Below are 14,411 nucleotides of genomic sequence, written 5' to 3'. Positions count from 1 at the left end.
CGAGCCTAACCAGCCGTTGGGACCAGCCCTGTCCGGCCGGTGGGATCAGCCGACCTCGCAGACCCACCAACCCGTCTTCCGCACCACCGTGAAACGCAGCGCCTGCTCGGCGACCTTCTCGTCGGCGGTGGTCATGGTCACCCGGGCGGAGACGGTGGCCCGGTCCCCGGTCTGGTTGTCGACGGTCGGGGTGGGCCAGCGGAACCGGGGGTTCTGGTACTGCGCGACGTACTTCTGCACCTCGGCGACCTTGGTGGCGATCTTCTCGTCGTCGCGGGCGGCGGAGCAGACGAAGGCGGCTGCCTTCTCGGCGTCGCGCTCCTGGTAGACGGCCTTGAGGAAGCCGTCGACCGCGACCTGCGGCTCCTTCGCGCCCTGACCGTCCTCGCTGTCGCGCAGCGCGAGGAACGCGGCGGTGCCCCCACCGCCGCAGAGCAGGACCGCGGCGGCCAGTACCAGCGAGACGATCAGCACCGCCGGTCGCTTACGCGGCTGGGTGTCGGACGGGTACGCCGGCGGGCCGGCTGTCGGTGCGGATCCCGGCGGCGCGCCGCCGGTGGGCGGCGGTTGCGGATTCGGGTCGCCGGGCGTGCCGGTGTCGCCACCGGCGGGCGGTTGGGTCATCTGTCTCCCCCGGGTTGCGGCTCCCGTCGCCGCCCCAGGCGACGGGCACGGGTCGAGGTGTGCGGACGCGCGTCGGCGCGCGTCCAGTCCGGAAGGGTATCGGTCGGCGGGGCGCTTGCCAGCCCCGCGTACGCGCCCCGCCGGACGGAGTCGGCCACCGTGTTTCCGACCCGCCTTGTGTCGCAAATGTGACTGGACGTGACGAGGCGTGCGCGTCCCGTTGCCGGGACTCGTCGCAGGATCTACGTTCGTCCCCGACGCGGAGAGCCGGGCCGGGGACGGCTCCGAGCCGGATGGCGGTGTTGGTGAACAGGTACGACGCCCGGAGGCGACGGATGCGCGACGCGGAGAACAGTCCCCGAGCCCAGTTCCCGGGTGACCGGGCCGGACGGCCGGGCGAGGCCGAGGGGCCGGGTGCGCCGTTCAACGAGCGGTCCTACGTCCCGCCGGTCGAGGGGGTACGGACGCTTCCCCGTTCCGGCGGGAAGGGGCGGGACGAGGACGAGCCCGGCTACGTCATCCACCTCCAGGTCCGGGTGCCCGACCTGACAGCGGCCACCGCGCTCGCCGGCACCGTGGCCACCTCGCTGGGCTTCCTGCTGGAGCTGGACGCGGGCGAGACCACCGTCTCCACCGCCGACGACCAGAACAACAGGCACCGGGTCTTCTGCGACCTGCTGCTGCCCGACCGCAGCCGATGCCCGCAGCGCTTCGAGCACGAGGGCCCGTGCGGCGAGCCGCCACCGGCGCCGGAGCCGCGTCCCGCGTCCTGGTGACCGCGGCGGACCGTAGGCTGTGCCTGACCGAAGTCCAAGTCAGGCAAGGGAGCCCTCCTCCGATGCAGAAGTGGGAATACGCCACGGTGCCGCTGCTGGTCCACGCGACCAAGCAGATCCTCGACAACTGGGGCGAGGACGGCTGGGAACTGGTCTCCGTGGTCCCCGGCCCGAACCCGGAGCAGCTCGTCGCGTACCTGAAGCGTCCGAAGGGCTGACCTCCATGAGCAACGGACCCCACGCGAAGCTCGCCGAACTCGGCCTGAAACTGCCCGAGGTGGTGCCGCCGGTGGCCAGCTACGTGCCGGCCGTCCAGTCCGGGCAGCACGTCTACGTGTCCGGCCAGCTGCCGATGGCCGAGGGCAAGCTGCTCGCCACCGGGAAGGTCGGCAACGGCGTCTCGGCCGAGCAGGCGAAGGACCTGGCGGAACGGTGCGCGCTCAACGCGCTCGCCGCGATCGACGCGCTGGTCGGGCTGGAGAACGTGGTGAAGGTCGTGAAGCTGACCGGCTTCGTGGCCAGCGCGTCCGGCTTCACCGGCCAGCCCGGCGTGATCAACGGCGCCTCCGACCTGTTCGGCGCCGTGTTCGGCGAGGCCGGTCGTCACGCCCGTAGCGCCGTAGGCGTGGCGGAGCTTCCCCTCGACGCCCCGGTAGAGGTAGAGGTCATCGTCGAGGTCGCGTGACCCTCAACCCGCGATCTTGCGGTTGCTGCCCCGGCAGAAGCCCCAGACGGGGACAAACCCCGGGCCGGAACTGCAAGATCGCGGGGAGTGGCGGGCGGAGTCGTACGATCGCAGCCATGGGTGGGCGTATGGCCGGTGCGGCGGGGGCGCTTGCGGACGGGCTGCCGGGGTGGGTGACGTTGCTGCGTGCGCCGAACCCGGGGCCGATGACGCTCGACGGGACCAACACGTGGGTGCTGCGGACCGGGCCGGACGCGCCCGCCCTCGTGGTCGACCCGGGGCCCGCCGACGAGGGACACCTGGCCGCCATCGCGGCGCACGGGCCGGTCGGGCTCGTGCTGATCACGCACGGGCACGCGGACCACACCGAGGGCGCGCCCCGGCTCAGCGAGCTGCTCGGCGGCGTGCACGTGCTCGCCGCCGACCCGGCGCACACCATCGGTGGTGAGCCGCTGACCGAGCCGGGCGAGGACTTCGGCGGGTTCGGCCTCGACCTGCGACTGCTGCCCACCCCGGGACACACCGCCGACTCGGTCTGCCTCGTCGCCGCGCACGGCGGCGAGCGCGTCGTGCTGACCGGTGACACCATCCTCGGCCGGGGCACCACAGTGGTCGCCCACCCGGACGGGCACCTCGGCGACTACCTGTCGAGCCTGGAGCTGCTCTCCACGTACCGGGGGATCCCGGCGCTGCCGGGCCACGGCCCGGCGCTGGCCGACTGCGGTGTGGCGGCCGACTTCTACCTGGCCCACCGGCGGGCCCGGCTGGACCAGGTGCGCGCCGCCGTCGCCGCGGGCGCCACCACCGCCGCCGAGGTGGTCGCAGTGGTCTACGCCGACGTCGACAGGTCGCTGTGGTGGGCCGCCGAGTGGTCGGTCCGGGCCCAGCTCGAACACCTCGGGGTGGAGCAGCCGTGACCTGCCCGGTGTGCGGAACCGTAGCCGTGCCCGGGGCGCGGTTCTGCCACAACTGCGGGGCGGCGCTGCCGGCTGCCGCCACGCTGCCCGCCGCCGAGCGCCGCGTGGTGACGGTGCTCTTCGGCGACCTCTCCGACTTCACCTCCTGGTCGGAGGACCTGGACCCGGAACGGGTCGGCGCGGTCACCGACCGGGTGCTGGCGGCCCTCGCGGGCGCGGTCAAGACGTTCGGCGGGCACGTCGACAAGCTCACCGGCGACGGGATCATGGCGGTCTTCGGCGCGCCGGTCGCGCACGAGGACGACGCCGAGCGGGCGGTCCGCGCCGCGCTGTCCATGCAGCGCGCGGTGCGGCGGGTGCTCGACGACGAGCGCGGCGGCGGCGCGCCGCTGGGCCTGCGCGTCGGCCTCAACACCGGGGACGTGATCGCCGGCATCCAGGCGGCGATCGAGTACACGGTCATCGGCGACACGGTGAACACCGCCGCCCGGCTGGCCGACGCCGCCGCGGTCGGCGCGGTCTACGCCGGGGCGCGTACCTCCGCCGCCACCCGGCACGTCGCCTCCTGGCGCGCGCTGCGCCCGCTGCGGCTCAAGGGCAAGCGGGAACCGGTCGAGGCGTACGAGCTGCTGGGCCTGCTGGACGCGCCCGGCACCCGGTCCGGCCTCGGCGACGAGGCGCCGTTCGTGGGCCGGGAGACCGAGATCGGCCGGGTGGCCGGCCGGCTCGCCGAGGTGATCGACCGGGGCGAGCCCCGGGTGCTGCTGATGACCGCCGAGGCGGGGATCGGCAAGTCCCGGTTCGCGGCCGAGGTGGAACGCCTCGCCGCCGGCTACGACGTCGGCGCCGGGCGGTACGCGGCGCACACCGGCGCCCGGGTGCTCTCGGTGCGCTGCGCGGCGTTCGGCGAGCGGCGCCGGCTGGCCCCGCTGGCCGACCTGGTCCGGGCCGCCGTCGGCCTGCCCGGCGACGCGGCCACCGCTGTGACCCGGCCGGCCGTCGAGGAGCGGCTGCGCCGCCTCGGCCAGCGCCTGTCCCGGCTCCCCGGCGACCCGCCGCCGATCGCCGTGGACCAGCTCCTGGCCCTGCTCGGGTACGCCGAACTCCCGCCCGCCGCCGAGAACGGCGAGTGGAACGCGGCCGGACCGCCGCCGGACGACGAGGCGGTGCCGACCGCGGTGGCCGACCTGCTCAGCGCGCTCGCCGGTGAGGCGCCGCTGGTGATCGTGGTGGACGACCTGCACGACGCCACCGCCGAGACGCTCAAGGCGCTGGCGCTGACCCTCAACCGGCTCAGCGGGCCGGTGCTGGTGTTGCTGCTCGGCCGTCCCGAGCTGGTACGGACCGCCGGCGCGCTGACCCGCGTCGCGGACGCCGAGGTGCACGCGCTGCCGCCGCTGCGCGGCGCGGACGCCTCCCGGCTGCTCACCAGCTACCTGTCCGGTGGCCGCATGCCCCAGGCCGACGCGGACCGGCTGCTCGCCACCGCGCAGGGCAACCCGTTCTACCTGGCCGAGCTGGTCACGCTGCTGATGGAGCGCGGGGCGCTCACCGCCGGCCCGGGCCGGGGCGCGGACGTCGGCTGGCGACTCGCCCCCGGCTCGCTCGGCAGCCGGCTGCTCTCCCGGGACCTGGCCGCGGTGCTCGCGGCGCGTATCGACGCGCTGCCGCCGAACGCCCGCTCGGCGCTGCGCGACGCCGCGGTGGTGGGCGACAACGTACCGGCGGGCGCGCTGGAGGCGTTGCGGGAACAGCGGGACGGACGCGACGGGCGGCCCGCCGCGGTGGCCGCCGTCGAGCTGGACCGGGCGGTGGAGGAGCTGCTGCAACGGCGCATGCTGCACCGCACCCGCAGCGGGTTCGCCTTCGCCACCCCGCTGATGCGGGAGGCCGTGTACGCCGGGGTGAGCAAGGCCGAGCTGGCCGAGCGGCACGCGGCGCTGGCCCGCTGGGCCGCGCCGGAGAGCGTCGACGAGACCGGCGGCGCGCCGGCCGGCGCGTTCACCGAGGCCGCCCGGGACGACTTCGTCGCCGAGCACGTGGAGCGGGCCACCGCGCTCGCCGACGCGGTCAAGCTGCGCCCGGACGCGCCGGCCCGGGCGGTCACCCCGCTGGGCGTGGCCGCGCTGGGCCGGGCCGCCCGCCGGTCGCTACGGTCGGGGGAGCCGGCGCTCGCCGTCGAGTACGCCGAGCGCGCGGCCGAGCTGGCCCGCGACGGGGTGCCACCGGCCGACCGGGTGGTGCACGCCAGAGCGCTGCTCCAGATCGGCCGCCCGGCCGACGCGCTCGCGTTCGCCGAGAAGATCGCCGCGAACACCGGCGACCCGGCCACCCGTACCGCCGCGCTGCTGCTCGCCGGGCAGGCCCAGCAGACCCTCGGTGACGCCGAGCGGGCCGAGTGCAACTGGCAGGAGGCGTTGCAGGTGGCCACCGACGCCGACCTGCCCACCCTGCGGGCATCGGCGATGCGGCGGCTCGGCATGGCCGACTTCATCGCCGGCCGGCTCGGGCAGGCGAGCAGCCGACTGGCCGCGTCCTACCAGGTCAGCCTCGCCGCACGGGATCCCCGCGGGCAGGCCTGGTCGTTGCAGAACCTGGCGTGGGTGACCACCACCCGGGGCGACTTCGCCGGCACCGACGCGGTGCTCGGGCGGGCCGCCCGTCTCTTCGCCGAGCTGAAGGATCCGTACGGGCGGGCGTGGCTGCGCGGCACCACCGCGTTCGCCCGGCTGCTGGCCGGCCGGCTGCGGGAGGCGTGCCGGATGGCGCGGGTGTTCCTGCCGTTCGGCGAGCGGGTCGGTGAGGCGTGGGCGGTGGGGACGCTGCGGGCGGTCGAGGCGTACGCCACCGCCGAGCTGGGCGACCTGGCCGAGGCGGACCGGGCCGCGCGGCGCGCGTACCGGGACTTCGCCGAGGTCGGCGACGACTGGGGGCAGGGCTTCGCGCTGGTGGTGCGCGGGGTGGTGGCGCGCGGGCTGGGCGAGCCGGAACACGCGGCCGACCTGTTCACCGAGGCGCTCGAGTACGCCGACCGGACCACCCACCCGCTGCTCACCGGCATGGCCGGCACGCTGCGCGGCTTCGTGGCGCTGGACATGGGCGACCACGAGACCGCCGAGCGGGAGGCGCGGTCGGTGCTGACCCGGGTGGAGCCGCACAACCCGCAGGCGCCGGCCCAGGTCGCGCCGCGAGTGCTGCTCGCCATGGCCCGCCTCGCGGCGGGTGATCCGGGCACCGCTGTGGGGCTGCTCGCCCCGGTGGCCACGGGCGCGGCGAACGCGCCCTCGCTGCTGTTCTCACGGCGGCAGACGATGGCCCGGTACGCCGCCGCGCTGCTCGCCCACGGCCAGCGCGAGCAGGCGCTCGACTGGGCGCAGCGGTCGATCACCGCCCCGGCCGAGGACGTGCGCAGCCAGGTGGTGGCGTTGCTGGTGCTGGCCGAGGCGCTGGACGCCTGCGGTCGCCGGGCCGAGGCGCTGACGAAAGCGGAGGAGGCGGTACGCCTCGCGTACGCCACCGAGCAGCGCAGTGAGCGGATGGTCGCGGACGCGTTGCGGATCCGCCTCTCCGGCGGCTGATCGCCCGTTGTTCTGACGGTTCCGGGGATGTGTTCGTCGGTGGGGCCGGTTAGCGTGGGGCGGCGACAGTCGTGGATCGACTGTCGCCTCCCGGTGCGCGCCTGCGTCACCGGCAGACCACGCTGGGGAGGAACGATGAGGCTGCCGCGCTCGGGCGCCGGCTGGACGATCGCGGTCTTCGGGCTCCTCGCGCTGCTGCTCGGCGCGCTCGGTCTGATCTGGCCGGAGACGCAGCTGCGCCTGCTCGGCTTCGAGGTGCCGGCCGAGCGCGCTCCGGGCGACTACACCGGCACGTTCCTCACCGCGTCCTCGATGGCCTCGTTCAACATGGGGGTCTACTACCTGCTCGCCGTCGCCACCGAGTGGCGGCCGTTCTACCGGTTCACCGTGTGGTTCCGCCTGGTCACCTTCACCGTGTTCACCATCGCGGTGCTCTCCGACGTCGCGCCGGACCGCTTCTTCGCGGTCGCCGCATGGGAGGGGCTGGGTGCCGTCGCGACAGCTGCCGGCCTGTGGTGGGACGCCCGCCGGGCGGGCGCCGCCACCGACGACTCCGTCCCGGGTCCGGTGCCGGCCACCGACGCGGCGCGCTGACGGGTCCGGATCGTTGGGTATTTTCGAGCTGTGACCGAGACCCCGCCCGGCGCCCTGCGGCTGCCCATCGTGCCCGGTCTGACCGATCTGCAGGTGTTCGCCCGGGGCGGCTACGCCACCATCTACCGGGCCACCCAGATCTCGGTGGGACGCGAGGTCGCGGTCAAGATCGAGAACCGCACGCTGGACAGCGAACGCGACCAGGCCCGCTTCCTGCGCGAGGCCCGTGCCGCCGGGCGGATGTCGTCGCACCCGCACGTGGTGGACCTGTTCGACGTCGGGGTCACCGTCGACCAGCACCCCTACCTCATCATGGAGCTGTGCGACGGCTCGTACGCCGAGCGGATGCGCACCTCCCCGCTGGGCCCGGCGGAGACCCGCGACCTCGGCGTGAAGATCGCCGACGCGCTGGTCCACTCGCACGCGGCGGGCGTGCTGCACCGCGACGTCAAGCCGGCGAACATCCTGCACTCCGAGTTCAACTCGGCCGTTCTGGCCGACTTCGGCCTGGCGGTGCTCGCCGAGTTCCGTGACTCCTCGGTGATGCTGGAGGCGCTCACCCCGGCGTACGCACCACCGGAGACGTTCAACCACAGCCCGCCCACGCCCGCCGTCGACGTCTACTCGCTGTGCGCCACCCTCTACGCGGTGATGTACGGCCGTCCGCCGCGCTGGCACTCCGAACGCAACCCGAGCCTGGTCACCGTGCTGGAGATGTTCCAGCAGCCGATCCCGGGCCTGCCCGGCGTGCCCGGTGAGCTGATCGACGTGCTCCGGTTGGGTATGTCGAACGACCCGGGTGCGCGGCCCTCCGCGGTCGAGCTGCGTGGCCTGCTCGCCTCGCTGCCGCTGGACGGCGCCCCGGCGACCGGCGGCCTGTACGACGGCGCCACCGGCGACCGGTCCCACCGCACCGGCGGGCCGAATCCGCGACCGCCGGCCGACGACGACCACCCGACTGTGGCCTCGCGTGCCCGGCGCTGGCCCAAGCGCTGGTTCCTCGGCGGCGCCGGGGTGCTGGCGCTCGCCGCCTCGGCCGGCGGTGGCTGGGTGGCCGCCGGGCACGCGCCGCCCGTCGCGCCGACGCCGGCGCCCAGCGGCGTGGCCGGTGCCGCGCCGGTGCCCGGCTGCGCGTCCGCCGACGTGCGGCTGCCCGCGGGGGCGCGCTGCGCGACGGAGCTGGAGTGCTTCGGTCCGGTACGGCTGCGCCGCGACCGGGCCGAGGCGAGCCGGGTGCCGTGCGACGGCCAGCACACCTGGGAGACCTACGCCGCCGGTGACCTGCCGGCCGGTCTCGCCGGGGCCCGGCACGAGACGGTGGCGGCGGACCCGGCCGTCGGGCGGGTGTGCAACGCCGACACGTTCCGGCTGGTCAGTGGTGGCAAGTCGGCGAGCGGGTGGAACCTGGAGGTGCTGCCGCCGGAGGCCGAGGCGGACCGCACCTACCGCTGTCTGGCCGGCCAAGGCGTCAACGCGCTCGCCGGCCCCACGCTCACCGGTCGCTGAGCCCGTTCACGGTCCGGCCCTGCCGTACCGACCGCGGGTCGAGCGTCTCCAGCGTGTCGGCGTCCACCGCCGTCGGTGCCCGCATGCCGCGGACCACCCGCGGGTCCAGCGTCTCCAGCGTGTCCGCGTCGATCGGCTGGCCCGCCGGGGTGCGCAGGTTCCGCACCGCGCGCGGATCGATCGCCTCCAGCGTGTCGGCGTCCACTCCGTACCCCTGGTGGGGGACCGGCCAGCTCTCGGCCTGCGGCGCGGGCCCGCCGGTGCCGCCGGGCTGGCGCGCGGCGGTGATCGTCACTCCCGTGATCATGGCGAGCAGGACGCAGACCAGGGCCAGCACGACCGACAGGATGCCGGGCGGACGCCACACGGCGAGGGTCACCACCGCCGCCACCGTCGCCATGGACGCGACGACGGCCTTCGCCCGCGCATCGGGCTTCGGGAACGATCTCACCCGACAAGCATGGCCCAGCGCGTCCACCTGTCAACCGGCGGGATGAGACGGCTTCCCGTCACCGACGCTCCACTTCGGAGTCGCGGATAGCGACGATCGAGAAAAAATCGTTACATCATCTGGTTGTTTGCCGTATCGATCCAGGTTTGGGGGCCGCTAACGTGGGCGTCGATCCCTAAAGTGACGGGGGTCGAGGTCTCCTCGACGGAATCGTTCCCCGACGGAAGGCAGCTCCATGCCCCGTTCAATTCGATCCCTGGCCGCAACCGGGATCGCCGGCGTCCTCCTCGCCGGACCGGCCGTCGCGCCCGCCGCGGCGGCGACTCCGCAACCACCCGCGTACGACCGCACCAGCGCCGCCGAGGCGCGCCGGGTGGACCGCGTGCCGACGCCGAAGCTCGACTGGTACGCCTGCTACGACTACGCCGAGTGCGCCACGGTCCGGCTGCCGCTGGACTACGACAACCCGAAGGGTGCCACCACCGAGGTCGCGCTGCTGCGGGTCAAGGCCCGCGACCAGCAGCGCAAGGTCGGCAGCCTGTTCCTCAACCCGGGTGGCCCGGGTGGCTCCGGCACGAGCATCGCGCTCGCCGCTCCCTACTTCCTCGGCGACGACCTGCTCGACCGCTTCGACATCGTCGGCGTCGACCCGCGCGGCGTCGAGGCCAGCACGAACATCAAGTGCTTCCGGTCGGTGAAGGACCAGACCCGGGCGTACGCCGGGCTGAATGTCGCGTTCCCGTGGACCAAGGCGGAGGAGAAGGCGTACGTCGCCGCGTCCAAGGCCGTCGGCAAGGCGTGCTCCACCACCGGCAAGCCGTTGACCGGCGCGGCGTCCACCGCCGAGGTGGCCCGCGACATGGACGTGCTGCGCCGGGCCGTCGGCGACAAGTTGCTCAGCTACCTCGGGTTCAGCTACGGCACCGCGCTGGGCCAGTACTACGCCAACATGTTCCCGGACCGCTTCCGCGCGCTCGTCGTCGACGGCGTGCTCGACCCGAACGCCTGGGTCGGCCAGGGCAGTGCCCGCAACCAGCTCCAGGAGACGCGACTGCGCAGCGCCGACGGCGCGTACCGGGCGCTGAGGGAGATCCTGGCCCGGTGCGGCGAGGCCGGCGCCGAGCAGTGCGCCCTGGCCGCCACCGGGGATCCGCTCGCCGCGTACGACACGGTCGCGAAGCGGCTGCGCAAGAAGCCGGTGGTGATCGAGGACCCGGACTTCGGCTCCTTCACCGTCAGCTACGCCGACTTCGTCGGCGCCACGCTCGGCGCGCTCTACGACCCGTACGGCTGGCAGTCGGTCGTCGACATCACCGTGCAGCTCCTGGCCGCGACCGACCCGGCCGCCGGTAAGGCCGCCACCGCGTCGGCCCGCAAGGCGCTCGCCGCCCGCGCCGCGCAGGCCCGGCAACAGCGGGGGTACGACTTCCCGTACGACAACGGGCTGGAGACTTTCCTGACGGTCGACTGCACCGACGCGTACCACCCGAAGAGCGCCGACGCCTGGCCGGCGCTGTCGGCGAAGGAGGACAAGCGGGCGCCGTACTTCGGGCGGGCGTGGGCCTGGGGCACCTCGCCCTGCGCCCGCAACACCTGGACGGTGCGGGACGAGGACGCCTGGACCGGGCCGTTCAACCGGGTCACCGCCGCCCCGGTGCTGGTGGTCGGCAACTACTGGGATCCGGCGACCAACTACCAGGGCGCGGTCAGCTCGGCCAGGCTGCTGCCGAACAGCCGCCTGCTGAGCAGCGACAGCTGGGGCCACACCGCGTACGGCACCTCGGCGTGCGCGACCGGCCGGATCGACGCGTACCTGCTGACCGGCAAGCTGCCGGCCAAGGGCACGATCTGCGTCGGTGACGCGCAGCCGTTCCAGGAGGACGCGGCGGCAAGCCGGGCGGACGCGTCGAAGAGCGCGCTGGCCCGGGCGGGCGAGCCGGGCCGGGGCGAGCCGAAGAGGCTGCCGCCGGTGGCGACGCCGCGCCCCGCGGCCGGCACGCTGACCGTCCGCTGACGGACCCCCGGGGTACGGCGGGTGATCGGGCACCCGCCGTACCCCGGGCCCACCCCACGCTCGGGCGAGGCGGGCGTCAGCCGCCCGGGTGGAAACCGCGGGTCAGTAGGACTTGTCCTGGCCGAGCACGTGCTGGGCGACGAAGTTGAGGATCATCTCGCGGCTGACCGGGGCGATCCGGCCCGCGCGTACCGCGCCGAGCAGCGTCGCCACGCCGTACTCGGTGGTCATGCCGGCCCCGCCGAGCGCCTGGACGGCGGTGTCGACGGCGAGCGCGGCGGCCTCGCCCGCCGCGTACTTGGCCATGTTGCCGGAGATGCCGGCCTCCAGGTCGCGGCCCGCGTCGTAGAGCGTCGCCGCCTTGTGGATCATCAGCCGGGCCAGCTCGACCTGCACTGCCGCGTGCGCCAGCGGGTGCGACACGCCCTGATGGGAGCCGATCGAACGTCCGCCCCACACCTTGCGGGTGGCGGTGTAGTCGCTGGCCTTCTCGATGGCGTACCGGCCGGTGCCGGCGCCCATCGCGGCCACCGTGATGCGCTCCGGGTTGAGCCCGGCGAACAACGCGGGCAGCCCGGCGTCCAGCGATTCACCGACGAGCGCGTCGGCGGGGAGCCGGACGTCGTCGAGGAAGAGCAGGAACTGGTTCTCCGGCGACAGGATCTCCATGTCCAGCTTGGACTTCTCCAGGCCGGGCGCGTCGGTCGGCACGATGAACAGCGCCGGCTTCAACTTTCCGGTGGAGGAGTCCTCGGTACGTGCCACCACGAGCACGTGCCCGGCCTCGTCCACGCCGGAGATGTAGATCTTCCGGCCGCTGACCAGCCAGTCGTCGCCGTCGCGGCGGGCCACGGTGCCCAGCCGGTGGAAGTTCGATCCCGCATCCGGCTCGGTGATCGCGAAGACGATCTTCTGGGAGCCGTCGGCGAGGCCGGGGAGGTGCTTCTTGCGCTGTTCCTCGGTGCCGTGCTTGTTGATGATCGTGGCGGCGATGGCGGGGGAGACCACTAGGAGCAGCAGCGGGCAGCCGGTCGCGGCCAGTTCCTCGCACACGAGCGCCAGCTCGGTGATGCCGCCGCCCCCGCCGCCGTACTCGGTGGGGATGTTCACGCCCAGGTAGCCCAGCCGTCCGGCCTCGTGCCACAGCTCGGTGGTGTGTTCGCCGGACTTGGCCTTCTCGACGAAGTAGGAGTGGCCGTACTTGCGGCCCAACGACCGCACGGCGTCGCGGAGCTGGTCCTGCTCGGGGGTCAGGTCGAAGTTCACTGCGGGTCCTCCTCGGGGTCCACCACGGCAAGTACGGCACCCGTCTCGACCTGGCCGCCGGCCGGCACCGGCAGCTCCGTCACCACGCCGTCGGCGGGGGCGAGCACGGGATGTTCGAGCTTCATCGCTTCCAGCGTCAGCAGCAGGTCACCGGCGGCGACCCGCTGACCGACCTCCACGTGCACCCGGGTCACCGCGCCGGGTAGCGGCGCGAGCAGCGACCCGGCCGCCAGCTCCGCGGTGGGCAGTGGCAGGCGGGGCAGCTCGGTGAGGCTCGCCGCCCCGTCCGGGCCGTCCACGAAGACCGACGACCCCACCCGGTGTACGCGGAAAGCCCGCCGCACCCCGTCCACGTCGAGCAGCACCCGTTCCGGGGCGGCGTCAACGACCGTCACGGCCGGCGTGGCGTCGGACGGGGACACCGACCATTCGGCGAGCCCGCCTTTGCGGTCGAGCCGGTACCGGACCTCGATCTCCTCGTCTCCCGGGCCGGTGAACCGGGTGACCTGCGGGAAGGCAGGCACGTTGCGCCAGCCCGACGGCAGCCCGGCGAGCACCGGTGCGGCGGCCCGGCGCGCGGCGGCCCCGGACAGCGCCGCCGCAAGTGCCGCCACCGGAAGCTGCTCCGTCGGCAGCAGCGGCTCGAACACCTCCGGGTGCCGGTCCAGGAAGCCGGTGTCCACGTCCACGGATGCGAACTCCGGGCTGCGCAGCACGCGGACCAGCAGATCCCGGTTGGTGGCCACGCCGTGCAGCTCGGCGCGGGCGAGCGCGCCGGCCAGGGCGCGGGCAGCCTCGGTGCGGGTGGGCGCCCAGGCGACGAGCTTCGCCAGCATCGAGTCGTAGTGCACGCTCACCGCCGAGCCGTCCACCACGCCGGAGTCCAGCCGCAGCCCACGGGCCGGGCCGAACTCGGCGGCCACCCCGGGAACCGCGAACCGGTGCAGCGTGCCGGTGGCCGGGCGGAAGCCCTGGGCCGGGTCCTCGGCGCACAGCCGTACCTCGATGGCGTGGCCGTCGGCGGGCGGGGTGGTGGTGACCGGCAGCGGCTCGCCCTCGGCGACGAGCAGTTGCAGCCGGACCAGATCCAGCCCGGTGGTCAGCTCGGTGACCGGGTGTTCCACCTGGAGCCGGGTGTTCATCTCCAGGAAGTGCACCTGCCCGTCCGGCGCGAGCAGGAACTCCACGGTTCCCGCGCCGACGTAGTCGACAGCGCGCCCGGCCGCCACCGCCGCCTCGTGCAGCGCGGCGCGCACGTCGTCGGGCAGCACACCCGGCGCCTCCTCGACGATCTTCTGGTGGCGGCGCTGGATCGAGCAGTCGCGTACCCCCAGGGCCACGACTGTGCCGTGGGTGTCGCCGAAGATCTGTACCTCGACGTGGCGGCCGCGTTCCACGTACCGCTCGATGAAGACGGTGCCGTCGCCGAACGCCGCCGCCGCCTCGCGGCGCGCGCCCGCGACGGCCTCGGCCAGCCCGGCGGCATCGCGGACGATTCGCATGCCGCGGCCGCCGCCGCCCGCCGAGGCCTTGACCAGCACCGGGAAGGCCGTGACCTCCGCCGGGTCGGTCCAGGTGGGCAGCATCGGCACGCCCGCGTCCGCGAGCAGCGCCTTGGCGGCCATCTTGTCGCCCATCGCGGCGATCGCCTTGGCCGAGGGACCGACCCAGGTCAGGCCCGCGTCGGTCACCGCCGCCGCGAACTCGGCGTTCTCGGCCAGGAAGCCGTAACCGGGGTGGACGGCGTCCGCGCCGGACCGGCGGGCCGCGTCCAGGATCAAATCGATGCGCAGGTACGTCTCGGCCGGCGTGTTCCCGGGCAGCCGTACGGCCTGGTCGGCGTCGGCCACGAACGGCGCGTCGGCGTCCGCGTCGGAGTGCACGGCGACGGTGGCCACGCCGAGGGCGCGGCAGGTGGCGAAGACCCGGCGGGCGATCTCCCCGCGGTTCGCAACCAAGAGCTTCGTGATCATAGGCGCTGAGCCTGCCTTTCGTTCGCG

At 74.4% G+C, this 14,411-nt stretch carries 12 protein-coding genes; 8 read left to right on the top strand and 4 right to left on the bottom strand.

Features of this window, described 5'->3' with window-relative positions:
- Nucleotides 1–45: 45 nt before the first annotated feature.
- Entirely contained in the window at nt 46–624 is a 579-nt protein-coding gene (locus GA0070562_RS23050) for an Rv0361 family membrane protein (protein ID WP_091425835.1), read from the bottom strand.
- Between the two features lie 335 nt (nt 625–959).
- Here GA0070562_RS23050 and GA0070562_RS23045 point away from each other — a divergent pair, with 335 nt between their 5' ends.
- From GA0070562_RS23045 to GA0070562_RS23015, 7 genes are all read left to right on the top strand, one after another.
- Nucleotides 960–1,400 (top strand): hypothetical protein, encoded by a 441-nt coding sequence (locus GA0070562_RS23045; RefSeq protein WP_091425833.1) that lies wholly within the window; start codon nt 960–962, stop codon nt 1,398–1,400.
- Between the two features lie 62 nt (nt 1,401–1,462).
- Nucleotides 1,463–1,618 carry a Sp36 family protein gene (locus GA0070562_RS23040; protein WP_013289021.1) on the top strand — a complete coding sequence of 52 codons (156 nt, stop codon included), beginning with the start codon at nt 1,463–1,465 and terminating at the stop codon, nt 1,616–1,618.
- A 5-nt stretch (nt 1,619–1,623) separates the two neighbouring features.
- Nucleotides 1,624–2,085, top strand: coding sequence for a RidA family protein (locus GA0070562_RS23035; protein WP_091425832.1), 462 nt, complete (start codon nt 1,624–1,626; stop codon nt 2,083–2,085).
- 116 nt (nt 2,086–2,201) lie between these two features.
- Complete coding sequence (locus GA0070562_RS23030; RefSeq protein ID WP_372443331.1) at nt 2,202–3,002, top strand: MBL fold metallo-hydrolase; 801 nt, start codon at nt 2,202–2,204, stop codon at nt 3,000–3,002.
- Nucleotides 2,999–6,580 carry an adenylate/guanylate cyclase domain-containing protein gene (locus tag GA0070562_RS23025; RefSeq protein WP_091425825.1) on the top strand — a complete coding sequence of 1,194 codons (3,582 nt, stop codon included), beginning with the start codon at nt 2,999–3,001 and terminating at the stop codon, nt 6,578–6,580. Before GA0070562_RS23030 ends, GA0070562_RS23025 begins: the two co-directional genes overlap by 4 nt.
- 135 nt (nt 6,581–6,715) lie before the next feature.
- The gene (locus GA0070562_RS23020; protein ID WP_091425823.1) at nt 6,716–7,174 is read left to right on the top strand and encodes a hypothetical protein; all 459 of its coding nucleotides are present in this window, start codon (nt 6,716–6,718) and stop codon (nt 7,172–7,174) included.
- A gap of 30 nt (nt 7,175–7,204) precedes the next feature.
- Nucleotides 7,205–8,680, top strand: a complete 1,476-nt coding sequence (locus GA0070562_RS23015) for a serine/threonine-protein kinase (protein ID WP_091425819.1) — start codon at nt 7,205–7,207, stop codon at nt 8,678–8,680.
- Here the strand turns inward: GA0070562_RS23015 and GA0070562_RS23010 are convergent.
- Nucleotides 8,667–9,131, bottom strand: a complete 465-nt coding sequence (locus tag GA0070562_RS23010) for a hypothetical protein (protein ID WP_091425816.1) — start codon at nt 9,129–9,131, stop codon at nt 8,667–8,669. The genes GA0070562_RS23015 and GA0070562_RS23010 overlap by 14 nt on opposite strands.
- A 235-nt stretch (nt 9,132–9,366) precedes the next feature.
- Here GA0070562_RS23010 and GA0070562_RS23005 point away from each other — a divergent pair, with 235 nt between their 5' ends.
- Complete coding sequence (locus GA0070562_RS23005; RefSeq protein WP_091425814.1) at nt 9,367–11,145, top strand: alpha/beta hydrolase; 1,779 nt, start codon at nt 9,367–9,369, stop codon at nt 11,143–11,145.
- A 102-nt stretch (nt 11,146–11,247) separates the two neighbouring features.
- On the opposite strand, the gene GA0070562_RS23000 is transcribed toward GA0070562_RS23005, so the two are convergent.
- The gene (locus GA0070562_RS23000; RefSeq protein ID WP_091425811.1) at nt 11,248–12,411 is read right to left on the bottom strand and encodes an acyl-CoA dehydrogenase family protein; all 1,164 of its coding nucleotides are present in this window, start codon (nt 12,409–12,411) and stop codon (nt 11,248–11,250) included.
- Nucleotides 12,408–14,384 (bottom strand): ATP-binding protein, encoded by a 1,977-nt coding sequence (locus GA0070562_RS22995; protein ID WP_091425809.1) that lies wholly within the window; start codon nt 14,382–14,384, stop codon nt 12,408–12,410. Before GA0070562_RS22995 ends, GA0070562_RS23000 begins: the two co-directional genes overlap by 4 nt.
- Nucleotides 14,385–14,411 lie beyond the last annotated feature (27 nt).

Source organism: Micromonospora tulbaghiae (assembly GCF_900091605.1).
In the GTDB taxonomy this organism is placed as follows: Bacteria; Actinomycetota; Actinomycetes; order Mycobacteriales; family Micromonosporaceae; genus Micromonospora; species Micromonospora tulbaghiae.
This window is presented reverse-complemented; position numbering and strand designations above follow the sequence as displayed.

Coding starts and splice junctions, on each gene's coding strand:
- GA0070562_RS23005 (WP_091425814.1), top strand. CDS start 9,367: ATGCCCCGTTCAATTCGATCCCTGGCCGCAACCGGGATCGCCGGCGTC.
- GA0070562_RS23035 (WP_091425832.1), top strand. CDS start 1,624: ATGAGCAACGGACCCCACGCGAAGCTCGCCGAACTCGGCCTGAAACTG.
- GA0070562_RS23030 (WP_372443331.1), top strand. CDS start 2,202: ATGGGTGGGCGTATGGCCGGTGCGGCGGGGGCGCTTGCGGACGGGCTG.
- GA0070562_RS23040 (WP_013289021.1), top strand. CDS start 1,463: ATGCAGAAGTGGGAATACGCCACGGTGCCGCTGCTGGTCCACGCGACC.
- GA0070562_RS23020 (WP_091425823.1), top strand. CDS start 6,716: ATGAGGCTGCCGCGCTCGGGCGCCGGCTGGACGATCGCGGTCTTCGGG.
- GA0070562_RS22995 (WP_091425809.1), bottom strand. CDS start 14,384: ATGATCACGAAGCTCTTGGTTGCGAACCGCGGGGAGATCGCCCGCCGG.
- GA0070562_RS23045 (WP_091425833.1), top strand. CDS start 960: ATGCGCGACGCGGAGAACAGTCCCCGAGCCCAGTTCCCGGGTGACCGG.
- GA0070562_RS23050 (WP_091425835.1), bottom strand. CDS start 624: ATGACCCAACCGCCCGCCGGTGGCGACACCGGCACGCCCGGCGACCCG.